The 24,888-nt window shown below is 52.1% G+C and carries 21 protein-coding genes and 2 tRNA genes; 8 read left to right on the top strand and 15 right to left on the bottom strand.

Translation table 11 applies throughout. From position 1 onward, the window contains the following. The first annotated feature begins 165 nt into the window (after positions 1-165). Positions 166-654, top strand: coding sequence for a hypothetical protein (locus tag K1X45_RS04445; protein ID WP_075656281.1), 489 nt, complete (start codon positions 166-168; stop codon positions 652-654). 217 nt (positions 655-871) lie between these two features. Here the strand turns inward: K1X45_RS04445 and K1X45_RS04440 are convergent, their stop codons facing one another. The 10 genes from K1X45_RS04440 to K1X45_RS04395 form a co-directional block, all read right to left on the bottom strand. Further along, positions 872-1,642 (bottom strand): ABC transporter ATP-binding protein, encoded by a 771-nt coding sequence (locus K1X45_RS04440; RefSeq protein WP_220159928.1) that lies wholly within the window; start codon positions 1,640-1,642, stop codon positions 872-874. Further along, on the bottom strand, positions 1,639-2,475 hold the full coding sequence (locus K1X45_RS04435; RefSeq protein WP_022710891.1) for an ABC transporter ATP-binding protein: 837 nt from the start codon (positions 2,473-2,475) through the stop codon (positions 1,639-1,641). The genes K1X45_RS04440 and K1X45_RS04435 overlap by 4 nt, the downstream gene beginning before the upstream one ends. Continuing rightward, the gene (locus tag K1X45_RS04430; protein ID WP_220159927.1) at positions 2,472-3,401 is read right to left on the bottom strand and encodes an ABC transporter permease; all 930 of its coding nucleotides are present in this window, start codon (positions 3,399-3,401) and stop codon (positions 2,472-2,474) included. The genes K1X45_RS04435 and K1X45_RS04430 overlap by 4 nt, the downstream gene beginning before the upstream one ends. Then, complete coding sequence (locus tag K1X45_RS04425; RefSeq protein WP_022710893.1) at positions 3,398-4,462, bottom strand: ABC transporter permease; 1,065 nt, start codon at positions 4,460-4,462, stop codon at positions 3,398-3,400. The genes K1X45_RS04430 and K1X45_RS04425 overlap by 4 nt, the downstream gene beginning before the upstream one ends. A gap of 6 nt (positions 4,463-4,468) precedes the next feature. Further along, the gene (locus tag K1X45_RS04420; protein ID WP_022710894.1) at positions 4,469-6,091 is read right to left on the bottom strand and encodes an ABC transporter substrate-binding protein; all 1,623 of its coding nucleotides are present in this window, start codon (positions 6,089-6,091) and stop codon (positions 4,469-4,471) included. Between the two features lie 205 nt (positions 6,092-6,296). Next, positions 6,297-7,361, bottom strand: coding sequence for a dipeptidase (locus tag K1X45_RS04415; protein WP_220159926.1), 1,065 nt, complete (start codon positions 7,359-7,361; stop codon positions 6,297-6,299). 375 nt (positions 7,362-7,736) lie between these two features. After that, entirely contained in the window at positions 7,737-8,375 is a 639-nt protein-coding gene (locus K1X45_RS04410; protein WP_116087651.1) for an outer membrane protein, read from the bottom strand. Between the two features lie 199 nt (positions 8,376-8,574). Next, positions 8,575-9,345: a DNA repair protein RadC gene (gene radC, locus K1X45_RS04405; protein WP_370627141.1), complete on the bottom strand. Its 771-nt coding sequence runs from the start codon at positions 9,343-9,345 to the stop codon at positions 8,575-8,577. Between the two features lie 276 nt (positions 9,346-9,621). Then, on the bottom strand, positions 9,622-10,425 hold the full coding sequence (locus tag K1X45_RS04400) for a YggS family pyridoxal phosphate-dependent enzyme (RefSeq protein ID WP_220159924.1): 804 nt from the start codon (positions 10,423-10,425) through the stop codon (positions 9,622-9,624). A 119-nt stretch (positions 10,426-10,544) separates the two neighbouring features. Further along, positions 10,545-12,032, bottom strand: coding sequence for a PLP-dependent aminotransferase family protein (locus K1X45_RS04395; protein ID WP_220159923.1), 1,488 nt, complete (start codon positions 12,030-12,032; stop codon positions 10,545-10,547). 141 nt (positions 12,033-12,173) lie between these two features. On the opposite strand from K1X45_RS04395, the gene K1X45_RS04390 reads away from it, so the two are divergent. Continuing rightward, a complete protein-coding gene (locus K1X45_RS04390; RefSeq protein ID WP_220159922.1) occupies positions 12,174-13,409 on the top strand; it encodes a benzoate/H(+) symporter BenE family transporter in 1,236 nt (411 codons plus the stop codon). Then, entirely contained in the window at positions 13,409-14,254 is an 846-nt protein-coding gene (gene pdxY / locus K1X45_RS04385; RefSeq protein ID WP_220159921.1) for a pyridoxal kinase, read from the top strand. Before K1X45_RS04390 ends, pdxY begins: the two co-directional genes overlap by 1 nt. Before the next feature lie 47 nt (positions 14,255-14,301). Here the strand turns inward: pdxY and map are convergent, their stop codons facing one another. The 5 genes from map to K1X45_RS04360 form a co-directional block, all read right to left on the bottom strand. Beyond that, positions 14,302-15,129, bottom strand: a complete 828-nt coding sequence (gene map, locus K1X45_RS04380; protein WP_022710902.1) for a type I methionyl aminopeptidase — start codon at positions 15,127-15,129, stop codon at positions 14,302-14,304. A gap of 81 nt (positions 15,130-15,210) precedes the next feature. Continuing rightward, positions 15,211-15,915, bottom strand: a complete 705-nt coding sequence (sfsA, locus tag K1X45_RS04375; protein WP_220159920.1) for a DNA/RNA nuclease SfsA — start codon at positions 15,913-15,915, stop codon at positions 15,211-15,213. Between the two features lie 94 nt (positions 15,916-16,009). Then, positions 16,010-16,084, bottom strand: a tRNA-Glu gene (locus tag K1X45_RS04370). A 239-nt stretch (positions 16,085-16,323) separates the two neighbouring features. Next, positions 16,324-16,398: transfer RNA gene (locus K1X45_RS04365), tRNA-Glu, on the bottom strand. Positions 16,399-16,713: 315 nt separating this feature from the next. After that, entirely contained in the window at positions 16,714-17,895 is a 1,182-nt protein-coding gene (locus K1X45_RS04360; protein ID WP_255560561.1) for a YcbK family protein, read from the bottom strand. 401 nt (positions 17,896-18,296) lie between these two features. Here K1X45_RS04360 and K1X45_RS04355 point away from each other — a divergent pair, with 401 nt between their 5' ends. From K1X45_RS04355 to glpX, 5 genes are all read left to right on the top strand, one after another. Further along, positions 18,297-18,641, top strand: a complete 345-nt coding sequence (locus K1X45_RS04355; RefSeq protein ID WP_022710906.1) for a hypothetical protein — start codon at positions 18,297-18,299, stop codon at positions 18,639-18,641. 178 nt (positions 18,642-18,819) lie between these two features. Beyond that, on the top strand, positions 18,820-20,013 hold the full coding sequence (locus K1X45_RS04350) for an LL-diaminopimelate aminotransferase (RefSeq protein ID WP_022710907.1): 1,194 nt from the start codon (positions 18,820-18,822) through the stop codon (positions 20,011-20,013). Between the two features lie 105 nt (positions 20,014-20,118). Continuing rightward, positions 20,119-21,438, top strand: coding sequence for a homoserine dehydrogenase (locus K1X45_RS04345; protein WP_220159918.1), 1,320 nt, complete (start codon positions 20,119-20,121; stop codon positions 21,436-21,438). Positions 21,439-21,895: 457 nt separating this feature from the next. Further along, a complete protein-coding gene (locus tag K1X45_RS04340; protein ID WP_220159917.1) occupies positions 21,896-23,425 on the top strand; it encodes an ABC-F family ATP-binding cassette domain-containing protein in 1,530 nt (509 codons plus the stop codon). A gap of 288 nt (positions 23,426-23,713) precedes the next feature. Then, positions 23,714-24,703, top strand: coding sequence for a class II fructose-bisphosphatase (glpX, locus tag K1X45_RS04335; protein ID WP_022710910.1), 990 nt, complete (start codon positions 23,714-23,716; stop codon positions 24,701-24,703). Positions 24,704-24,888 lie beyond the last annotated feature (185 nt).

Here is a 24,888-nt window from a genome sequence, read left to right as displayed (position 1 = left end):
TTGCGGATAATGGCCGTGCAGGACATTTTGACTGTGGAGCATGAAGGATTGTTGGTCAGTGTGACTGTGCTGCCACTCGACATTTGGGAAAAAGCGAATAGGTTCGGCTCAGAAAAAAGTGACGATTTCACTGCAATAACATCTGTTTTATGAATGAGGCATGGTATGCGCACCAGCACAGGTTCCGCAAAACGTTTTGTACTTCTGGCAATGTTTGCTCCGCTGGTTGCCGCCTGTACCACAACATCCAACACAACTCCGGCTCCGACAACGGCTGCTGCACAGGCGCCGGTTCCGGTTGCTTCGCAAATGCCTAGCTTCCCGCAATTCGTGCGCAGCAATGTAGCGCCTGAACTGGCAAATCCGTGCATTACAGCAGCGGCTAACCGCTACTATATTCCGGAGCGCGTGGTTACTGCTGTAGACAGCCGTCCGGGCGGCGGTGGCAATACGGATGTGATCCTGAAAGTGGATTCCCGTGATGCACGCTGCACAATCAGCGCCAACGGTACTGTGCGTTCGGTTGTTGATACCAGCCCGATGAGTGCCGATCAGCGCGCAGCCAATGAAGCAGCTGCTAAAGCACCTGCAGCAACACCTGCCAAGGCTGCACCTGCGAAAAAAGCCGCAGCAAAACAGAAAAAAGCCAGCTGATTTTTTAGAGCGCCGTGCGCCCTCCCGGGCGTACAAAGGTCGCTCTAACATTTTATAGGCTGAGAAAAAACAAGAAAGCCGCTCTGTAACAGGGCGGCTTTTTTGTTTGAGAAAATGATTCCGATAGTGGTGCTAACCATCTGAAACCATTGTGTGTAAAAAGAAAAAGGCCGCGGTCGTGAGACACGCGGCCTGATTTTTTAATGATGTCAGGAAATCAGCGTTTGAAGCCTTCACTGGCAACCATCAGATTGCGGGTATAGTCTTCTTTCAGATTGCCCTTAGCGAGATCATCAGCTTTGAGTTTCTCAACAATCGTACCGTTCTGCATTACCGCCAGCTCATCACACATATGGGTGATAACTGCGAGATCGTGACTGACCATAACGAAAGTCAGCTTACGGTCACGGCGGATCTGCTCAAGCAGGTTGAGCACTTCCGCCTGAACGGAAGCATCAAGTGCGGAAGTCGGCTCATCCAGCAGCAAAATGCTTGGCTCCACGATGAGAGCGCGTGCAATCGCAATACGCTGACGCTGACCACCGGAAAGCTGGTGCGGATAGCGGAAGCGGAAGCCGGAGCCCAAGCCTACTTCATCCAATGCACGGACAATACGCTTCTCCGTATCTTTGATGCCGTGGATAGCCAATGGCTCAAGCAAGAGGCGATCTACAGTCTGGCGCGGGTGAAGGGAACCGTAAGGATCCTGAAACACCATCTGTACTGTGTTGTAGAAGGCCTTGTCACGCGGGTTTGGTATTGGCTTGCCGTTGACCTCAATCTTGCCGGAAGAGGTTGGTGCCAGTCCTGCAACTGCACGCAGCAGTGTGGACTTGCCCGAACCGGATTCACCGACCAGACCAAAGGAGGAGCCATTTGCAACCGTGATCGAGGCATCTTTCAACGCGTGGAAGTCATTGAACAATACATTGAGATTTTCAATGAATAATGCCGGATGGGCAGGTGTTTTTGTACTGGTACCGGTCATACGCTCCACTCCGCCTGACGTTGCAGGGTTGGCAGCGGATGGCGGTCAGCGCCGATCTTAGGCATGCAGTTCAGAAGCCCCTGAGTATATGGATGTTTTGCATTGGCCAGATCGCTTGCGGCAATTTCCTCAACAATACGACCGGCATACATCACGATAACGCGGTCGCAGAATGAGGAGACCAGACGCAGATCGTGGCTGATAAAGATCAACCCCATACCGCGGTCTGCCACCAGCTTGTCGAGAATACCAAGCACTTCAAGCTGAACGGTGACGTCGAGAGCCGAAGTCGGTTCATCGGCGATCAGCAGTTCAGGCTGAGCAATCAGCATCATCGCGATCATTACGCGCTGTCCCATGCCGCCGGATACTTCGTGCGGATAGAGATCAAAAACGCGCTCCGGATCACGGATCTGTACCGCTTCCAGCATCTCCAGAGCCTTCTGACGGGCTTCGGATTTTTTGACAGGTGCATGAGCCGACAGGGTTTCAATAATCTGGCGACCAATGGTCATAACCGGATTGAGCGAATATTTCGGATCCTGCAATACCATTGCCACGCGGCTGCCGCGTAAAGCACGGCGTTCTTTTGCAGAGATGCCGAGCAGATCAATACCGTCAAATTCCAGACGCTTGGCAGTGATTTTTGCATGGGGCGGTGTCAGCCCCATGATGGCGCGGCCGGTCTGGGATTTACCCGAGCCGGATTCACCCACAATGCCCAGACGCTCACGTCCCAGCGTGAAAGACACGCCGCGAACAGCCTCAATCGAGCCTGTACGGGTAGGGAATGATACCCGCAGATCGTCAACGTAAAGTAACTTGTCACTCATTGGTTGTTGCCTCGCGGATCAAGAGCGTCACGCAGGCCGTCACCAAGCAGGTTGAAGCCAAGGCTGACAATGAGAATGGCCATGCCCGGTACAGCGGCTACCCACCACTGGTCGAGAATGAAGCGACGGCCGGAAGCAATCATTGCACCCCATTCAGGAAGCGGCGGCTGAGCACCGAGACCCAGGAAGCCAAGACCGGCAGCAGTCAGAATAATACCGGCCATATCCAGCGTCACACGAACGATCAGCGAGGACAGGCAGAGCGGCATAATATGACGGATGACGATACGGGCAGGGGATGCGCCCATCAGTTTCACAGCTGAAATATAGTCCGAATTGCGCAGTGTCAGTGTTTCCGCACGGGCAATACGGGCATAAGGCGGCCATGAAGTAATCGCAATCGCGATAACCGCATTTTCAATGCCGGGTCCCAGAGCCGCAACAAAAGCGAGCGCCAGAATGAGCTTTGGGAAGGCAAGGAAAATATCTGTAATACGCATCAGCAGCGCATCAACCCAACCACCGGCATAACCGGCTACAGTACCGACCAGAAGACCGACAGGAGCCGACAGGATAGCCACCAGCAGCACAACATAGAGTGTCCAGCGTGAGCCGAAGATCAGGCGGGAGAGAATATCGCGCCCCTGATCGTCTGTACCCAGCAGATAGCCCGGTGAGCCCATTGGCAGCAGGCGTGAATTGGCCAGATCACCGGAAACCGGTGAATGCGGTGCCAGCCATGGTGCAAAGGCAGCCACAAATACCAGCAGACCGATGATAATCAGGCCGAGTACCGCAAGTTTATTCGCGGTAAAACGGCGCCAGATCATGTAGGAACGGCCGAGTTTGGCCTGTGCACGGGATTGCGGACGCTCAGTGAGCAGCCATTCCCGCCATGTTTCTTTTGGAAGTGTTGTCTCACTCATCGTGCGCGCGTCCGTGGGTCGAGTGTCCGATAGAGCAGATCGGAAAGCAGATTAAGGGCAATAAACACAGAGCCGATGATAATGGTGCCGCCGAGAACAGCATTCATATCAGCGCTTTGCAGAGAATTGGTGATGTACAGACCAAGACCCGGCCATGAGAACACGGTTTCAGTCAGAACCGAGCCTTCCAGCATACCGGCATAGGACAGGGCAATCACAGTCACAAGCGGCACAGCCGCATTGCGCAGGGCATGACCCCAGATGATCTTGGTTTCGCTTAAGCCCTTTGCACGCGCTGCAACGATATATTCCTGATCCAGCTCATTGAGCATGAAAGAACGGGTCATGCGGCTGATATAGGCCAGTGAAAAATAACCGAGCAGCGAGGCAGGCAGAATGATATGCGAGAGAATATTCCCCAGCGCATCCCACTGGCGCTGAATAATCGCATCCAGCATATAAAGACCGGTGATCGGCGTGAAGGTATATTCATAGGCCACATCAATACGACCCGGACCTGCAACCCAGCCAAGTTTGGCGTAGAAAATCAGCAGACAGATCATACCGAGCCAGAAGATCGGAACGGAATAACCGAACAGACCGATAACACGCACCAGCTGATCGATGAAGCTGCCGCGCTTTACAGCCGCGAGCACACCGAGCGGAATGCCGAAGACAGCGCCGATCAGCGTGCCAATTGTCGCCAGTTCCATTGTCGCAGGGAAAACGCGCTTGATATCAGTCATAACCGGATTGGAGGTCAGAACCGACATGCCGAAATCACCGGACAGGGCTTTTTGAACATAAATAATGAATTGCTGCCAGATCGGCAGATTTAATCCTAACTCTTCGCGGGTGCGCTCAATAACATGAGCCGGTGCGCGGTCACCGAGAATTGCAAGAACCGGATCAATCGGAATGACGCGACCAATGAAGAAGGTCACAGCCAGCAAGCCGAGATAGGTTGTGATGACGACCAGCAAGAAGCTCCCGATCCCGAGAGCCCATTTGCTGATCCGGGCGTTTTTGCGCCCGGATGCTGTAATAGTGGTTACACTCATACCGTATTATTTCTTCGATACGTCGTAGACAGAGTTGGTGGTGAAGGTCACGCCCAGCTTGTAGTTTTCGACATTATTGCGGTAAGCGGCAACTTCAGTCTGCTGGAACAGGATGACAAACGGACCGTCATCAAGCAGTTTCTTCTGCAGGTCCATATACATCTGTGTACGCTTCTCAGTGTCGCGTTCCAGAACAGCAGCTTTGGTTTCCTTGGTCAGCTCAGGAATATCCCACGCGTTGCGCCATGCCAGTGTTTTGGCCGATGCATCGTCTTTATTGTCAGGATTGCTGGCAAAGGTGTCCGCATTGGTGTTCGGATCCCAGTAGTCAGTGCCCCACTGACCAATATAGAGATCATGCTTGCGGGCACGATATTTGGTCAGGGTCTGTTTGCCGTCGCCCGGAATGATTTCCATCTTGATACCGGCCTGAGCAAAAGTCTGCTGAATGGATTCAGCAATACCGGTTACAGGCTGGCTGGAACGCACATCCATAGTGATGTTGAAACCGTCTTTCAGACCGGCTTTTTCCAGCAGTTCCTTAGCCTTGGCTACGTCGAGCTTGTACGGTTTTTCATCCGACGCGCCGAGCAGACCCTTTGGCAGGAATGTCTGGTGCTGAACACCGATATGTTTAATCAGTGTTGATTCAATCGCGCTGTAATCAACGAGATATTTCAGAGCTTCACGCACTTCAGGCTTGGCCAGAGTTTCGTTTTTCTGGTTGAGGCTGAAGTAATAAACGGTGCCCTTTGGTGCGGATGCCAGCGAAACGCCTTCAGTCTTGGCAATCGCATCAATGTCGCCTGGCTCAAGATTACGCGCTACGTCGATATCGCCTTTTTCAAGCATCAGACGCTGGGTCGCGCTTTCCTTGACATAGCGGTAAATCGCGCGTTTCAGCGGGGATTTGTCGCCACGGTAATTGTCATTGCGTTCCAGAACAACGATTTCATTGGCGCGCCAGTCGCGGACAATCATCGGGCCGGAACCGGCATAATTGGTCTTCAGCCAGCCATAGCCGTAATCGCCGTCTTTGGCGTTTTCTTCAACCAGTTTCTTGTCAACAACCGAAGCCACGTCAGCGGTCAGGCAGTTCAGCACGAAGCTTGGCGCATAGGACTGGTCAACAGTGATAACCAGTGTATTGGCATCAGTTGCCTTGATCTTCTCTTCCACATTATCCGGCTTGAAACCGAACTGAGTGAGGATGAAAGACGGGCTCTTGTCGATTTTAACAGCACGGATGAGCGAGTAGGCCACATCTTCAGCTGTCAGCGGGTTGCCGGAGGCGAATTTCTGGCCTTCACGGATTTTGAAAGTATAGGTCAGGCCGTCTTCGGAAACTTCCCAGCTTTCCGCAACGTCGCCGATGACCTTGGATGCATCATTCGGGTCGAGACGCAGCAGGCGGTCATAGGTGTTGCCGAGGATTTCACCGGTGGAGAGCTCGAAAGATTCCGCCGGATCCAGCGTAATCATGTCATCGAATGTCCAGCCCAGAACCAGCGTATCGGCCGGTGTTGCGGCCTGCACTGCTGCTGCGCTGACAAATACGCCCAGAGCGGCGGTGGCTGCGAGATAACCAAAACGATTTAATGTTTTAATCCCGTTGGATTTTTTAATCATTATATACCCCATATTTCATCCCAAATGATTGGCCGTTCAACGTGCCTGCGATACTGAAAACACGTGTATCGCACCGTGTTATTTTCTTTCTGCCGAGCTAATCCGGCAGAAAGATTTTTATCTATCATATGATTGAATGGCAGGACTCCGCAAGGAGGCTGACACTTGTCGTCAACTGATTGTTTTTGTGCTTTTTTATGATTGCTCAGTGGTGTTCATGCCAGGCAGAGCGCAGCACACGCAGCCAGTTTTCACGACAGATTTTTGCAAGATCATCCTCGCCATAGCCCGCTTCCCGCAGCGCCTGAACGAGATTTTGTGTACCCGCAGCGTCCGTAATACCTTCCGGTATCGGGCCGCCGTCATAATCCGAGCCGAGCGCCACACCATCGATGCCGACTTTCTTTACCAGATAATCAATATGGCGCACCATATCGCTCATCGGTGTGGCCGTATTCACCTGACCATCTGCGCGCAGCATAGTGGTGACATAGTTCAGGCCGACCAGACCATTGCTCTCGGCAATTGCATCCAGCTGTTTGTCGGTGAGATTGCGTGCAACCGGTGTCAGGGTATGGGCATTGGAATGGCTGGCAATCAAAGGCTGATTGCTGAGTTTGGCCACATCCCAGAAGCCTTTTTCAGTGATATGCGACAGGTCGATCAGGATGCCGAGGCTATTGCAGGCCTTAATCAGCTCTTTACCGGCATCGGTCAGTCCCGGTGCGGTATCAGGGCTCATCGGATAGGAGAACGGTACGCCGTGGCCGAAAATATTATGGCGGCTCCAGACAGGGCCGAGCGAGCGCAAACCGGCCTGATAGAACAGTTCCAGCGCCTTCATATCCTTGTCGAGTGCTTCACAGCCTTCCATATGCAGAACGGCTGCAAAGTCACCGTCTGCAATGGCATTGTCGATATCCTGACCGGTTCGGCAGATTTTCCATCCGCCTGCACGCTCAAGCTTATAGGCAATGTCGATAAATTCGCTGGCGATGTCGAAGGAATAGGTGCGGTCAAGCGGGGCAGCAAGCGGCGTGTCGTAATGGCCATTGCTGTCCGGTTCGTCGAAAATTGTTTCGCCGGTAGCAGGGTTGGGAATGTAAATGGCGCAGAGACCGCCGGCAAGGCCGCCTTTGCGGGAGCGTGGCAGATCAATATGACCCTGCGTGGTTCCTTCGATAAATTCCTTTACCGGATCTTCGCCTTTATTGCGGTTCTCCCAAAGACGAAGCAGCACATCATTATGGCCGTCAAAAACTGCTTGCATGATTAAATTCCCAATTTCCTCAGCTTAACTTTAAAATCAGGGAGCCTGTTCAAGTCAAGCTGCGGGGCACGATCAAGCTGTTGACCGGTTGAGACAGCGCAAAGGCGCGTACAAAAAAGCAGTGAAAATGACGAAGACAAAGAGGAAAATGCATCGAAAAAGTTATTATCCTGACATTAATCAGGTGAGGGAATGCAAAATTTGCATAGATCTATGCTGAAAAAACAAACCATATTCAGAATGGATACGCTTATTCAAGCTTTTGTTTTTTATAATAAAATCAATGTATTTTAGCAAAAAATCTGAAAATATGAAAAAAGCGCCGTATTTAAGAAAATACGGCGCTTTGGTTTGTTTTGTTCAAATAATCAAGAATCAGAAGCGGTAATTAACACCGGCTTTCAGAGTGTGGGTCTTGAGATTGTTTTCATAACGTGTGTCATTCACGCTGGTTTTTACACCATTGTGACGCATATAATTATATTCTGCTTTGACAGAGAACGGACCGGAGAGCTGCTGCTCAACACCAACGCCCATCTGTACGCCGCCAGCCCATTTGCTGTCGGATGTAACATTGTCTTTTGGTTTGAAACGGGTCAGGCCATAACCGACAGTACCGTAAACCAGAGTCTTGTCCATGGCATAACCGGCTTTCACCTTGGCTACACCGCTCCATGACTGCTGCAGACGGCCGCCATCCTGAATTTTATGTTCCGCTTCACCGAAGTTGCCTTCGACTTCACCACCATAAACGAAGTTGCCGGACTGGAAATTCTTACCGGCGACGATACCGCCCATTGCCGAAGTACGGCTGGAGAACGGGCTTGGTGTTTTGGAAGAAGTGGTGCCGAGATGCGCGCCGACATAGTTACCTTCCCATGTCGCAGGCGCATCATAGCTCGATGAGCTGTCATTGTAGTTATAGTCATTATTGAAGGAATCTGCTGCGAAAGCAGAAGCCTGTGTAAGTGCCAGCGCGAGTGCTGCTGTGCTGATAAGTGTAAAGTGACGCATAGTCCGGCTCCGTATTTGCCATGTGAGGCAATCTTGAAATTTGTCTGGCGCCCGAGTCTTTTTAGTCTTGCGCCTTTGAGCCGGTTATGCCGGTTAATTGTGACCAATTTGGTTTGTTTATGTCATGTTTCTGTTAAGCCGGTCTTATTGTTTTGTTTATAATTAATAATGGGTTAACCGGATTTTTGTGCGTAATTTTTCAGATAAGTCCGAGGCCGCGCATACTGATATGGCCGGCTTTTCCGATGATAATATGGTCGTGGACAGCGATATTTAGCGGCGATGCAATTGAGATAATTACCTTAGTCATATCAATATCGGCGCGGGATGGTGTTGCGTCACCGGACGGATGATTGTGGAATAAGATCAGGGCAGTAGAGGACAGTTCCAGTGCCCGTTTGATGACTTCGCGCGGATAGACCGGTGTATGATCGACAGTGCCGATTTGCTGTATTTCATCGGCGATCAGGCGGTTTTTTTTATCAAGAAACAGGATGCGGAATTGCTCACGGTTTTCATAGGCCATTGAGGTCATGCAATAGGCAATGACCTTGCTCCAGGAATCCAGCACATCCTTTTTCATGATTTCACTTTTGCCGGAGCGGCGGGCACAGGCATTGAGCAGTTTGATATCCTGTGCCACGGCTTCACCACAGCCTGCAACTTCCCTTAGTAATTGCGGTTCTGCCCCCAGCACACCGGCAAAACTGCCAAACCGGTTGAGCAGAGCTTTGGCCAGCGGTTTGGTATCTGCCCGCGCAATGGTGCGAAACAACAAAAGCTCCAGCAGCTCATAATCGGCCAGAACGTCGTCGCCATGATTGTTGAAACGCTCGCGCAGACGCTGACGGTGGCCGCTATAATGAGGCTTGTTTTTCTTTGCAGTTGCAGAGGCTTTAACAGGTTGTTCCGGTTGCGGAGGTGTTTCTGCCGTACAAACCGGATGGTTTTCGGTTGTTCCGGCAGGCACAGACAAGCGGCCGGAAGGCTGTTGCATTATGCCAGCCTCGTTGAATATCTGCAGATGAAGTCTCTCATCAGCAGGCGGAAACAGATCTGTCTCATCCGCTGACGCAATTTTATTTGCCATACTGCAACGTGCCCCCGAATGCACAGATGGCTACCGCAGGGATGAGCGGTTTCCGTTTGCAGATTAAACGGAAAATCTCAGAATGGTCTATCGGAAAATAGGTTTTAAGAGGCAGTTTAACAATTTAAGTATTTGATTATATTTCTTAAATTGTTTTTATGGCTGAGCTGATTGCTGTGTTGTGTCTGTCAGGTCCGGCCAGTAAAAAGCATCTGCAGTCGGCCTTGGGCCAAAGATTGCCTGACCGACGCGGACAATATCCGCGCCTTCTTCAATCGCCGCCTCGAAATCACCGGACATGCCCATTGAGAGCTTGGTGATACCGGAATGATGCTGCGCCACCTGATCACGCAGGTTGCGCAGAAGCCGGAAGCATGGACGTACTTTATCAAGATCAGAGCTGAACAAAGCAAGGGTCATCAGGCCGCGGGGTTTCAGACGCGGATAATCGGGCAGGCGCTCGATGAATGGCAGCAGATCATCGGGATGCAGACCATATTTGCTCTCTTCACCGGATGTGTTGACCTGCACAAAGACATCCAGATCTTTGTTTTCACTTTCCAATCTGCGGTTCAGTTCTTCCGCAAGGCGAATACTGTCGAGCGCGTGAAACTCTGTGGCGAAACGTGTGAGATATTTGACCTTATTGGTCTGGAGATGGCCGATAATGCTCCAGTTAATCGCAAGATCATCGAGTTTCTCACGTTTATCGCGGGCTTCCTGAAGTTTGTTTTCGCTAAAATCTGTAATGCCTGCGGCAAACGCATAGCGCAGAATATGTGCAGGAACAGTTTTGGTAACCGGTAGCAGACGCACATCTTCTGGCCTGCGATCACTGCGCAAGGCTGCCGCAGCAATGCGTTCCTGTACCAGCTGCAAATTCTGCGCAAAGCGAATTGCGGGTGTTTCACCAAAGCGGGCAATATCTTCGGCAGAAAGCGGTGTGAGCAGTTGATCCATGGCATGTGTCTTTCAGTCTTACTGCCTTGAGTGCAGGCAAAATACGACACAGAGCATAGTATAGAAATGGCTGGTTTAGACCGGCCACTTTTGAATTCACTGGCAGGCCATTTGAAGTTTCAGATTTTGATGTTCTGAAAAGCTGTTTTGAGCTTTTTAACGGCGGTTTCCAGCTCCGCGGGTGTATAGGCCGCAAAACCCATCAGAAAACCGGCTCTGCCTGAGCCGGATGCATGAAGCGGGGAGAGCCCCAGCAATTCGATGCCGACACGTCTTGCGGCATCAATGGCTGCACGCTCCGATATTTCGCAGATCAGCAGGCACGGCATTTGCAAGCCGCCGATTGGTACACGCGGTTCAATAAATTCGCTCAGATGTATCCCGACGAGTTTTGTCAGAACCTCAAGACGCTCGGCATAAATATTGCGCATGGCACGGATATGCGCACCGAAATGTCCGCCCTCCATAAAACGGGCAAGGGTAAGCTGAGCCACGGATGCTGTATGACCGTCCAGCAAGGTACGGGCGACTGTCATGGGTTTAACCAGTTGCGGCGGCAGCACGATGTAGCCAATGCGAAGACCCGGAAACAGAGATTTGGTGAAAGTGCCGATATAGATGGTGCGGTCATGGGGATCGAGCCCCTGCACACAGGCTGTCGGCTTGCCCGTATAGCGAAACTCGCTGTCGTAATCGTCTTCGATAATCCAAGCCTGCTGGCGGGATGCCCATTCGATCAAAGCCAGACGTCTGTCCAGCGCCAGCGTAGCACCGGTCGGGAACTGATGGGACGGGGTGAGAAACACGGCTTTGGCTTTAAGCGGGTCTTCGAGAATGTGCTCGGCAATAATGCCCTGCCGGTCAACGGGAACTGGTACGGGGATCAGTCCCGCCGCATCAAAAGCTCTGCGAGCGCCGTAATAGACCGGATCTTCAATGAAAATACTGTCGCCTGCATCCAGCAACATATTGGCGCAGAGTGTGAGTGCCTGCTGTGAACTGGTCAGCACCAGCACACGGTCAGCGGTGGCACGGGCGCCACGCTCCAGATTGACATAATCGGCAATCGCACGGCGCAGCGGCTCAGTGCCTTGCGGATTGCCGTGCAGCAGTGCCTGCGTGCCGGTTTCTTTGAGAACCTGCCGTTCAAGCCGCTCCCAGAGTTGTATCGGGAAGCTGCGGGTTTCCGGCAGGCCCGGTGCAAAAGGGCGGGGAACCAATTGCTCGCGCACGCCGCCGCTGCGAAACATGGCATTGCCGCGTTTGCTCAGGTTTGGTGCCTGATTACGTGCCAGTGCATCCCGTTGAGAAAGCCTGCGTCCCGCAGAGAAGTCAGTCATCTCAGCCACGAAACTGCCGCTGCCGACCCGACGTTCAATAAAGCCTTCTGCATGAAGCTGGCTATAGGCAGCCTCAATCGTGTCCCGCGAGACATCCAGCGATTTTGCCAAAGTGCGGGAGGCGGGGAGCGGTTTACCCGATGCCAATGCACCATTGACGATCAGTTGGCGGATGGCGCGCTGTATCCGTGCATGAAGCGGAATCGTGGCATGAGCCGGATGGGCAATCCATGCTTTGACGGATTCAAGTTGGGAGTGCCTGAACAATTGGTCTGGCTCCAAGGCGATAAGTGGATGGAGATAACAGACCATTCACGGGTTAAAAGTCAAGCGCATCATGACCATCCTGTGACCGTCGGCTTTATGCAGAACCGGCAGCGTCACAGCCTACTGAAGAGAGCCCGTCTTATGTCTCAGACTATTCCGCCACCATCTCCTTTGCGTTTCAGCGATCTGACCCATCCTATTGTTGCAGGGCTGATTTCTGTGATCGTTAATTACGGAGGCACCTTCATTCTGGTGTTTCAGGCGGCGAAAATTGCCGGTCTCAGCCCTGAGCTGACAGCGTCATGGGTCTGGTCTGTGTCTATTGGTGTCGGCGTGACAGGGCTGATGCTGAGCTGGCATTTTCGCGAGCCGATCATCACCGCATGGTCAACACCGGCGGCGGCTTTTCTGGTTACTGCACTCGCTACAACGCCTTATGCAGAGGCGGTTGGTGCTTATATTATCTCGGCGCTTGCTTTTGTCGTGCTGGGGCTTTCCGGTACATTCGAGAAAGTGATCCGGCTTATTCCGGCAAGTATCGCTTCCGGTTTGCTGGCCGGTATTTTGCTTCAATTCGGTATCGGTGCCTTTGGTGGTGCAACCATTGATCCGCTGCTGGTTGGCGGGCTGATCGTGGCCTATGTTTTGCTCAAGCGCTTTACTGCACGCTATGCGGTGGTCGGGATTTTGGTGCTGGGCATCGGTTTCCTGCTGGTGCAGGGACGGGTGAATTTCTCCGGCCTTAGTCTCACACTGGCCGCACCGGTGTTTACAATGCCGGTCTTTTCGCTGAATGCGCTGCTGAGTGTGGCACTGCCGCTATTCCTCATCACGCTGACCGGTCAATATATGCCGGGCATGTTGGTGCTGCGGAATGACGGTTTTAAAACCAGTGCCAATCCGATTGTCACAGTTACCGGCCTCGGTTCGCTGATCATGGCGCCATTCGGCTCCCATGCTTTTAATATTGCTGCGATTACCGCTGCGATTGCCACGGGGCGTGAAGCGCATGAGGACCCGCGTAAACGCTGGGTCGCTGGTATTGCTGCGGGTGTTTTTTATGTGCTTGTAGGCGTGTTCGGTGTCACGCTTGCTGCGGTCTTTATGGCCTTTCCATCAACATTTATCACCACGCTCGCTGGTCTTGCTCTGCTCGGCACCATTGGCGGCAGTCTGGCAGGCGCGCTGGCTGATCCGAAAACCCGTGAAGCGGCTTTAATCACTTTTCTGGCCTCCGCTGCCAATATTAATCTGCTCGGTATTGGCGGGGCATTTTGGGGGCTAGTGATTGGTCTGGTTGCTTATATGTTGCTGAACGGACAGTTACCGAAGCGGGATCGTGAAGCGCTGGTCACTGTCAAAGAAGGAGTAAAGTAATGTCGCAGCCATTATCAATGCAGACATCGGTGATTTCTATTCAAAGTCAGGTTGTCTACGGCCATGTCGGCAATAGTGCTGCGGTACTGCCAATGCAGGCGCGCGGGCTGAATGTTGCGGCAGTGCCGACCACATTGCTCTCCAACCATCCGGGCTATGAAACTATGCGCGGACGTGTGTTGGAGCCGGAACTGGTGAGTGACCTGCTGCGCGGTGTGGAAGAGCGCGGCTTAATCAGTACCAGCCGCTATATTGTCTCCGGCTATCTGGGCTCGCGTGCCAATGGCGAGGTTGTTGCGGATTTCGTCAAACGGGCGCGTAAGATCAATCCGGAAATCATCTATATTTGTGATCCGGTGATGGGTGATACGGGGCTGGGGGTGTTTGTTGCCGATCCGGTGGTGGATTGTATTATCAATGAGCTGGTGCCGCTGGCCGATCTCCTGACACCCAATCAGTTTGAAGTCGGGCTGATTACCGGAAGCGACGCTTCATCCTTTGATCTTTTGCGGGAAAAGGTGCAGCAAATACAGGCGTTCAACAATGTGCGTTTGATTGCGACGGGTTGTGTGTTTCCCGATACGCCTTATGGCTCACTGGAGAATGTGGTGTTTGAAGGCGGGGAAGTGACAAGACTGACTTCGCCGCGTGTGCCCATTGTACCGGTGGGAACCGGTGATTTGTTCACCGGCACGCTGACGGCCAATCTTGCTCATGGCTGCACTCTAACAGAAGCTGCACGTAATGCTGCGTCGACAGTGCTGAATGTTGTCAGCCGTACAGCAGAGCAGGGCGAACATGAGATGCAATTGGGGAGTGCAATCGATATATTGGTGTCTGCTTAATCCGAATAAAATGGCCGCGTCTTCGATTAGAGGACGCGGCCATTTTGTTATTTGTTGCCGGTGGTGAAGAAAATATCCTTCGGCGACAGTGTGAAAATCTCACAGCCGTCTTTGGTCACACCGATTGTATGCTCATATTGTGCTGTCAGCGAGCGGTCGCGGGTTACGGCTGTCCAGCCGTCTTTCAGCACTTTCACATCCGGCTTGCCGAGATTGATCATCGGCTCGATGGTGAAGATCATGCCCTCGCGGATTTCCACGCCATCAGTCGCTTTGCCATAGTGCAGAATATTCGGGGCATCATGGAATAACTGTCCCACACCGTGACCACAGAAATCACGAACGGCAGAGCAGCGTTCCGCTTCTACATAAGACTGAATGGCCGCGCCGATTGCACCGGTTTTTGCACCGGGCTTCACAGCTGCAATACCGCGCAGCAGGCTTTCATAGGTGACTTCCATCAGGCGCTCGGCAGCGCGCTTGATCTGGCCGACTGCATACATACGGCTTGAATCACCATACCAGCCATCCTGCAGGAAGGTGATGTCGATATTGAGAATATCGCCTTCGCGCAGCGGTTTGTCATCAGGGATACCGTGACAAACAACGTGGTTGATCGAAGTACAGGAGCTTTTGGTATAGCCGCGATAATTCAGCGTGGCAGGCACCACACCGCGATCGGCACCGAATTCAAAGACAAAACGGTCGATCTCATTGGTGGTGACGCCCGGTTTGACAATATCGTTCAGCGCATCAAGGCATTCGGATGTGATTGCGCAGACCTTGCGCATCGCTGCAAAACCTTCAGGTCCGTAAAGCTTGATCTGGCCTGTATATTTAAGCGGGGCGCTGTCGGCATTGACATAGGTTACCATCGGGTGATCCGTATATATGTTAGGACAGCACTCAGGCTGTACCGGAATTGGCTGCCTTGCGACTAAGGCAAAGCAAAAGATTTACAGGTTCAGAACGGGAACCGTCTGATCCGCGATAATTGATTCAGGACTTATGTGGCACCGAATTGCGTAAGCCTCAACCCCATGCTGCCGCGCATTCGCAAATGCTGCGGCATAAGCAGGATCAAGATCGCCGCATATGGACAGAGAATCGCAATCCTGACGCTGAATAACGAAGACCATAACACCGCGGTGACCGGCTTTGACCATCTCGCTGAGCTCAAAGAGATGTTTGGCACCACGGGCAGTTACGCTATCGGGAAACTCTGCCAGTTGTCCTGTGCGCTTAAAATGCACATTCTTGACCTCTACATAGGTCTGCTGATGCGTTTCTCCAAGAAGCAATAAATCAATGCGGGAGTTCTGCCCGTATTTTTGTTCGCGCTTGAGCGTGGTGAAGCCGGATAATTGCGGAATCATACCGGACAGGATCGCTTCCTCAGCAATTTTATTCGGCAGACCGGTATTGATTCCGACCAAAGTGTCGTCGGCTTGAACGATTTGCAGCGTATGGGCATATTTGCGAGTCGGGCTGTCGGATACACTAAGCCATGCTTCTGAACCCAGCGTGGTCAGGCCGCGCATGGAGCCGGTATTCGGCACAGATGCGGTAATCAGTTCACCACTATCAAGCCGGATATCCGCCAGAAAGCGTTTATAGCGCTGCAATAATGTGCCGCGAATAAGGGGAGAAGGAAAAAGCATGTTTCTGGTTAGATCAAAGCTGATCTGAATGCAAAACTGAAATCTGTCTTTGGGAGATTTGTTTCCGGAAAACTGAATTTCTCAAGAGAGAAAGTGGTACGCCCAAGGGGAATCGAACCCCTGTCTGCGCCGTGAAAGGGCGCTGTCCTAACCGCTAGACGATGGGCGCCTGCCGGTGAGCGCTGTATAGCTAAGCCGTATTGAATGCGCAATAGGGAAAATGCAAAAAAATACAAAATATGTGAAAAAAATCTGATGCTTATGAAAAAGCAACGAAACAGCCGGAATCAGAATCGCGGCGGATTAAAGCGCAATATGAAGTTCGGTTTCGAGTGTTTTGATTTAGTTCAGAAGGGGAGGTTTTATATCTGATCCTGAGATCATTCATCTTCATCAGCTTGGAGAAGATGGTACGCCCAAGGGGAATCGAACCCCTGTCTGCGCCGTGAAAGGGCGCTGTCCTAACCGCTAGACGATGGGCGCCTGCTGGTGAACCGGCTTATAGCGGCATGATATTTATCGTGCAAGTGGGTAAAATAAGAAATTTGCAAAAAATGCAGATTTTTTTCATTTGGCAGCGATCTGCCTGTGAATAAAGCCACGGAAGCGCTGCTTTTGTCGTGTGGAATTAAGTGTTTAGCGCTGAATGACGGGAGCTGAGGCGTGTTCGGGTGCCATTTTGCCCTGCAAATAAATGCAAATCTGCCGCACAAATCACCAGAGCGGTTCAGAAAATGAAGACAGGCCGGAATCAGATAGCTGATCCGGCCTGTAAAATGATTTGTCTGACAGTATTTTTTAGCCGCGACGGCAGCGCCAGTTCCAGTCGCGCTCCGGCCCGACATCGATATGTACCGATTCTGTATGGCAATAGGTGCCGACACCGCCGCGACTTGGCCATGTGCGTACCTGACGGGCGATTTCCCATTTGGAAACGCCTGGAATCTGCAAGTCGGCCGCTGAACACGACATATGCAATGAGCGTTTCGCACCTCTGACCGAACGGTTGTGCGCCGGACTGCGGTAGCCGGAGGTGATGACAACCGGTTTGCGGTAGTGGCTTTCAAGGCGTTTAATCATTGAGACCAGCTGCGGTTTCAGGCAGGAAACCTGCACTTTATCATGCTGGGTGCGCAGGCCGTTCGGCGCAAGACGCGCCATGCCGCCTGCGGAGGCGAGTGTTACCGGCGCGCTGAAATCGTCTTCATCAAGATCAATATCGCTTTCGTCGAACACTTTATTACTGTGGCGAATCTCTACGCCGCCATTCGCACGCACACCCGGCAGCGTATAATTATAGTCGCTTGCTCTTTTAGGAGTGGCAGAAGCTGTAACCGTAGCTTCCTGTTTTCCGCTGCCGCGCACACTGTTTTTGCCCGGTGAGAAAAGACGGGCTGCCGCGCCTGCGCTCTGGCTTGTTCTGTCAATTGCATGAGTTTGTGCGGTATTTGCGCTTGCATCCGGCTTGGCAGTTTCGGCCAGAGCGGCATTATCCTGCGGTTTTGTCTGGCTTGTCGCCGGTGTTGCGGCTTCTGCCTGCGGAATCGCTGCTAAAGCAGCAGTAGGCTTGTTTCGTGTGCCGAAAAGTGCAGCCAGTGTGCTCGGTTGTTCGGCAGGGGCTGCGGTTTCCGGTGTCTGTACAATCTGATTGGTTGCGGCGGCGGCTGTATCAGCCAAGGCGACCTGTACCGGTTTTTCTGTCTGTGCTTCTGTCATCTGCTTTGCAGCTTCTGTTGTTGTGGCAGAGGCCGGAGCAGCTTTTGTCGCAGCGGTTGCAGCGGAGGCTGTATTTGCCGCCGGAGTATCAGAAGCGGAATCGCCGGATTTATTTTCGGCCAGAGTCGTATCATTGGCGACGCTTTCCAGCAGGGATGTGCCGGAAGATGTGGTACAGCCACTGATGCTTAAAGCGAGAATGATAGCTGAGCCGCAGAAAAGCTGAGCGTTTTTTTCTCGTATACGTTTTATCGTATCGAACAAAGCAGACCCTTCATTATGCTGCGACTTGTCTGAGTGCATCTGCGGAAACTGAACTCAAATCAAAGGTTTCCTGTGCAACTGCTGGCACAAAGGGCTGTAAAGAGGCTCCGTTTGTGCAAAATTCTGGCTATTATTAATATATGCGGAATGACTGTTTTCGTCGCAAAAATTGTTAATTCTTTATTAATTGGGGCGCAAGTTATGCCCTGTAACAATTCTTTTCAAAACAATAACAATTGTTACATTTCGTGTTCGCGGGCAGACTTGGCAGAATGACGTAAATAAGAGTGTTTTTCACGGCGGAAATGAAAGCTTCCTGTTGCGAAATGCGTCTATACGTTTATTGTCCGGTTATTCGGCCAGAGTTACGACCAGAATTCGATATGCAGGGAATTTCCTCTATGAGCGCACAACAGACACATCACTTCGCAACGCTGCGTAATGCAATGTTTGCCGTGGCTGCTGTGGCGCTCGCGGGTTGCACAAGCGGGCCTTCTGCCGGTGTGCCGCAAGAGGGTGCGCTGCGTACCGGAGCTTATCCGAATTTCGGGATTATGCCGCGCGGTGAAACCAAGCAGCTGACCTTTGAGGAAAAAGACCGGATTACCGGTAGCCTCAGCAGCGCCAAGGCGCGTCAGGGAAGTGCACCCGCAACCGGATCAAGCCGAGCGGAAATCGAAGCCCGCAAACGCCAGTTGCAGGCGGAAACTGATGCCACATTAAAGGCAATCGAAGCCACCGAGTAACAGGCTGATCTGACGACAGGCGTTTTGATACGCCATAAATTTATTCGCATTTTAGAATTTACAGATCGGAGTGCTGTTTTGGCACTCTGGATTCGGGTCGTACTGATCCGGACTTTTAACAGCCGTGCAGTTTTACAAGATTATGCTGCATCGCATTTTAATTAAACGGAAGAGAGATATGTCGGAACAATTCCATAAAATCCGTCGCCTGCCACCTTATGTCTTCGAACAGGTTAACCGCCTGAAGGCGAGTGCGCGAGCGGCGGGTGCCGACATTATTGATCTTGGTATGGGCAATCCTGATCTGCCGACACCGCAGGGCATTATTGATAAGCTTTGTGAGGCTGTGCAGGACCCGCGCACCCATCGCTATTCCTCATCCAAGGGGATTCCGGGACTGCGTAAAGCGCAGGCCAATTATTATGCGCGCCGTTTTGGTGTGAAGCTCAATCCGGATACACAGGTTGTTGCCACGCTTGGTTCCAAAGAGGGGTTCGCCAATATGGCGCAGGCAATTACTGCGCCGGGTGATGTTATTCTGTGTCCGGATCCGACCTATCCGATCCATACTTTCGGCTTTGTCATGTCCGGCGGTGTCATCCGTTCCATCAGTGCAAAACCGGATGACAGTTTCCTCGTCTCGTTGGAGCGCGGTGTTAAGCACTCGATTCCGAGCCCGATTGCGCTGATTCTGAGTTTTCCGTCCAACCCGACTGCGCAAGTGGCGACACTCGACTTCTATAAGGAAGTGGTGGCCTTCGCCCGTAAGCATAATATTATCATCCTGTCAGATCTGGCCTATTCGGAAATCTATTTCGATGAAAACAATCCGCCGCCATCGGTGTTGCAGGTTGAGGGCGCAATGGATGTGGCGGTTGAATTTACCTCCATGTCCAAGACATTCTCGATGGCCGGCTGGCGTATGGGCTTTGCGGTTGGCAATGAAAGGCTGATTGCGGCGCTCACACGGGTCAAATCCTATCTCGATTACGGTGCTTTCACGCCGGTTCAGGTGGCTGCAACGGCAGCGCTGAACGGCGACGGCAGCGATATTGAATATGTGCGTAATGTTTATAAGACACGCCGCGATGTTCTGGTCGAGAGTTTTGGCCGTGCAGGTTGGGAAATTCCGTCTCCTGAGGCGACAATGTTTGCATGGGTTCCGATCCCTGAACGTTACCGTGCCATGGGCTCGCTCGATTTTTCCAAACTATTGATCGAAAAAGCTGATGTAGCTGTTGCGCCCGGCCTCGGTTTCGGTGAACATGGGGATGAATTTGTGCGCATTGCTTTGGTGGAGAACGAACATCGTATTCGTCAGGCCGCGCGTAATATCAAACGCTTTTTGGGGAATGCTGACGGAGCTGCCTGATAAAAAGGCGGCTTCAGGGGAATGTCCTGAGCCAAGCGAATAAAGTGAGGCGGGAGCATACAGTTCCCGCCCGTTGAATTAAGTATATATTGCTGAGGCACAATAATGAGTAATGCATTGCGGATCGGTGTCGCCGGACTTGGCACCGTAGGAGCATCGGTTTTGCGCATTCTGCGCGATAAAGCCGAAATGATGACAAGGCAATGCGGACGCGAAATTGTAGTGACTGCGGTCAGCGCACGTGACCGTACGCGTGACCGTGGTGTTGATCTCAGCAATATTGAATGGTTCGATGATCCGGTTGCACTGGCAAAATCAGATAATATTGATGTTTTTGTTGAGCTGGTTGGCGGCTCGGAAGGTACTGCACGCGCTGCTGTTGAGGCTGCACTCAATTCCGGTCGCCATGTGGTGACAGCCAATAAAGCCTTGCTGGCCTATCATGGTGTGGACCTGGCCAAAATCGCGGAAGCCAAAGGCGTGTTGCTGAATTTTGAAGCAGCGGTTGCAGGCGGCATTCCGGTGATTAAGGCGATGCGTGAATCGCTGACCGGTAATACTGTGTCGCGCGTTTACGGTATTATGAACGGTACTTGTAACTATATCCTGACCCGTATGGGTGAGGAGGGGATTTCCTTCACTGAATGTCTGAAAGATGCACAGCGTCTTGGTTATGCAGAAGCTGATCCGACATTTGATATTGAAGGCAATGACACGGCGCATAAGCTGGCACTGCTGACCAGTATTGCCTTTGGCACGCAGATTGCCGCCGACGATATTTATCTGGAAGGTATCAGCAATATTTCGCTCGCGGATATCCGCGCGGCAGAAGAGCTTGGTTATAAAATCAAGCTGCTGGGCGTAGCGCAGAAGACAGAAACCGGTGTGGAGCAGCGTGTGCATCCGACATTGGTGCCAACCTCTTCTGTCATTGCGCAGGTGCATGGCGTGACCAATGCGGTGGCTATTGAAACCGACCTTCTCGGCGAATTGCTGCTCTCAGGTCCGGGTGCCGGTGGCAATGCCACAGCCTCTGCTGTGATTGGTGATATTGCCGATATCGGTAAAAGCCGTCCGGGCTTCCAGCACGGGCCGGTCTTCGGTACCCCTGCAAAAGATCTGAAGCCGACAGCGCGCGCGAAAATGCGTTCTCATGCCGGTGGTTATTTCATTCGTCTGAATGTGCATGATCGCGCCGGTGTGTTTGCAACGATTGCCAAGCGCATGGCGGAAAATGATATTTCGCTGGAATCTATCGTACAGCGCGGTACGGGTGCCAATGTCGAAGAGGCTGTGATTAAAACAGTTGTTCTCGTAACCCATGCAACGACGGAATCAGCGGTTAAGCAGGCTTTGAAGGCGATTACCGAAGATGGTGATCTCTTCGATAAGCCACAGATGATCCGCATTGAACGTGCGGGGTAGAGCATAATTCCTTAAACTTGGATCAGTTCAAGGTAAAATTATGCTCTCATTTTAAAGTGTTAGAGCGACCTTTGTGTGCCAAGTCTGGCACACGGCGCTCTAATAAAGACAGAGACTGATAAAACCGCCGGAATTTCCGGCGGTTTTTTGTTGCGGATAGCTCTTGTCAGTAAAAAATCTATTTGATAAATTTCTGAGCAGCTCAACGCAGTTTAGGAAAGGAGGGCCGTAAGATGTTTTCTCTGCGACATCAGCATCATCACACATTCGGCCCTGATTACGCCCTGTCTCATTAATTTGTGCAGGGCCGATTAAGACTGTAAAATCTGTCTTTATCAGCCTTTTCTGAAAGGTGCAGTTCTGCTTGGAGCATGCTGCATCTGATTTGAGCCATCCCGTTACCAGTTCGCATCTATGCGATGTTCTGTGCGGCTATGGCAAATTCTGAGCTGATCTTATGTCCTACCTTAATCTTCAAAATCTTTCTCTTACTCTGTCTGTCGAACTGTTTCGTAATTTAAGCCTCGTTGTCGGTGAGGGTGAACGTCTTGGTGTGGTTGCCGCCAACGGACGTGGTAAATCCAGCCTGATGCGTGTGATCAGTGGTGAGCTCGAACCGACAGACGGTATTGTGACCCGTGCCCGCGGGTTGAAAACCGGTGTGGTACCGCAATATGTACCGCAGGACTGGCTGGATATCTCATTATATAATGTGGTGCTGAGCGGGCTGGATGAAGACGCGCAGCTGCATGAAAGCTGGCGCGTTGATATTATTCTTGATGATCTGAGTGTACCGCAGGATATGCGCGACCGTGCAATGCGGCAGTTGAGCGGAGGCTGGCAGCGCCTTGCTTTACTGGCGCGAACGCAGATTGCCGAGCCCGATCTGTTGCTGCTGGACGAGCCGACCAACCATCTGGATCTGGAGAAAATAGCTTTGCTTGAAGGCTGGCTGAATGATCTGCCGCGTTCAACAGCGGTGATTATGTGCAGCCATGACCGTGCGTTTCTCGATGCAGTGACCAAGCGTACGTTGTTTTTGCGGCCTGAAAATTCGCAAATCTATGCTCTGCCTTATAGCCGTGCCCGTGTTGCATTGGATGAGGCCGATGCTGCGGATGCGCGCCAATATCAAAAAGATATGAAAACCGCACAGCAATTGCGCAAACAGGCAGCGAAACTCAATAATATTGGTATCAATTCGGGCAGTGACCTACTGGTGATAAAAACCAAACAGCTGAAGGACCGTGCTGAGAAGCTGGAAGATGCTGCTAAGCCTGCCCATCTGGAGCGGTCTGCCGGTGTTATCAGGCTGGCAGGGCAGAGCAGTCATGCCCGTGCACTGGTGGTGATTGAGAATCTTGATGTGGTCACACCGGATAATCGCGTACTCTATAAAACCGGCCGCTTATGGATCAATCCGGGTGACCGTATCGTGCTGCTGGGTGCCAATGGAACCGGCAAAACGCGGTTGCTGACCATGGTGCGCAATGTGATTACCGGTGCAGCGCCAGAAACCACGGCGCTTAAAGCAACGCCGTCACTGGTGCTGGGCTATAGCGATCAGGCATTGTCGGAACTCAATGACAAGCATACGCCGCTGGAAACCATCATTCGTCGTTTTGATGTCGGCGATCAGAAAGCGCGTTCGCTGCTGGCAGGGGCGGGTATGAATATTGATATGCAGGGGAAGGCGGTTGCACGACTTTCCGGCGGGCAAAAAGCGCGGCTTGCCATGCTGGTATTACGGCTGACACATCCGAATTTCTATATTCTCGATGAACCGACCAACCATCTGGATATTGAGGGGCAGGAGGCGCTGGAAGCGGAACTGCTGAACAGCGATGCCGCCTGTCTGCTGGTGTCGCATGACCGTAGTTTCGTGCGCAATACCGGCAATCGTTTCTGGCAGATTGTGAAGAATAAGCTGGTTGAAGTAGAAACGCCAGAAGCATTCTTTGAAGAAACCGGACAGCTTGCGGGCTGAATAGTCTGATATATAACAAAAGATACCGGCAGTGTAATTCTTGCGAAAATACACTGCCGGTATCACTCGTTTTCAAATGTGATGGTTTTTCAACCGAGTATAATCGATTTACTTTTTATCCCCGCGCTTTATCCCTTGCAGGGAGAGCCCGACTTTGCCAAAAGATGGCGACCATGTCTGACAATCCCCTGTCATCATAATCGGCTACAGCAGTTTTGTATCCGTTGCGCAGCGATACTATTCCGGATTGCAGGCATATCTTTCGATAACGAATTTAGGACTGTTTAAATGGCCAATTCTGCAGATCAGACCCCGCAGGGTCTCGACCGTATTCTGACACTCGAGCTGGTTCGCGTGACCGAGCGCGCCGCTGTGGCTGCTGCCCGTCTGCGTGGCCGCGGTGATGAAAAAGCTGCGGATCAGGTTGCTGTTGACGCAATGCGTAAAGAGCTGAACCGTCTGCCGATCTCCGGTACTGTTGTTATCGGTGAAGGTGAACGCGACGAAGCGCCGATGCTCTATATCGGCGAAGAAGTTGGTACCCGCAACGGTCCTGAAGTCGACATCGCGCTCGATCCGCTGGAAGGCACCACCATCTGCGCCAAGAACCTGCCGAACTCGCTGGCTGTTGTAGCAATTGCTGAAAAAGGCAATCTGCTTTACGCACCGGACGTTTACATGCAGAAAATCGCTGTTGGTCCGGGCTATCCGCGCGGCGTTGTAGATATTGACGCATCTGCCACTGAAAACCTGAACGCGCTAGCAAAAGCCAAAGGCGTTAAGGTCAATGAAATCACCGCCTGCATCATGGATCGTCCGCGTCACGCACGCCTGATCGAAGAAGTACGCGCAACCGGCGCTGCAATCCGTCTGATCGGTGATGGTGACGTTGCCGGTGTTATGCACACCACCAATCCGGATGAAACCGGCATTGATATCTATCTCGGCATTGGCGGCGCGCCTGAAGGCGTTCTGGCGGCAGCAGCTCTGCGTTGCATCGGCGGCCAGATGCAGGGTCGTCTGCAGTTCAATTCCGATGATCAGATCGCCCGCGCTCTGAAAATGGGCGTTACAGACCCGAACAAAGTTTACCTGATGGAAGAAATGGCCAAAGGCGACGTGCTGTTTGCAGCCACCGGTGTAACCGACGGCAATATGCTCTCCGGCGTTAAATTTGCCCGCGACTACATCCAGACCCACACCATCGTCATGCGTGCTCAGTCACAGACTGTGCGTGAGATTAAGGCGCGTCATCAAGACCTGTCCAAATTCGCATAAAGTAAAAATCGCCAGCTTGGTCTGCAAATGGCGTCTGTCTCGAAATCCGGTGCTCACGTACTATATGTACGCTCCGCTCCGGTTTCAAAACAGCCACCATTTTCGCCGCAACCTGACGGTTTTTAACCTCGGCGCTAGTTTGCCTGCTACGGCAGAGTTCAGACAGTGGCACCATAATTAAATTC

Origin of the sequence: Pseudochrobactrum sp. Wa41.01b-1, assembly GCF_019464455.1 — a bacterium.
Lineage (GTDB): Bacteria > Pseudomonadota > Alphaproteobacteria > Rhizobiales > Rhizobiaceae > Pseudochrobactrum > Pseudochrobactrum saccharolyticum.
This window is presented reverse-complemented; position numbering and strand designations above follow the sequence as displayed.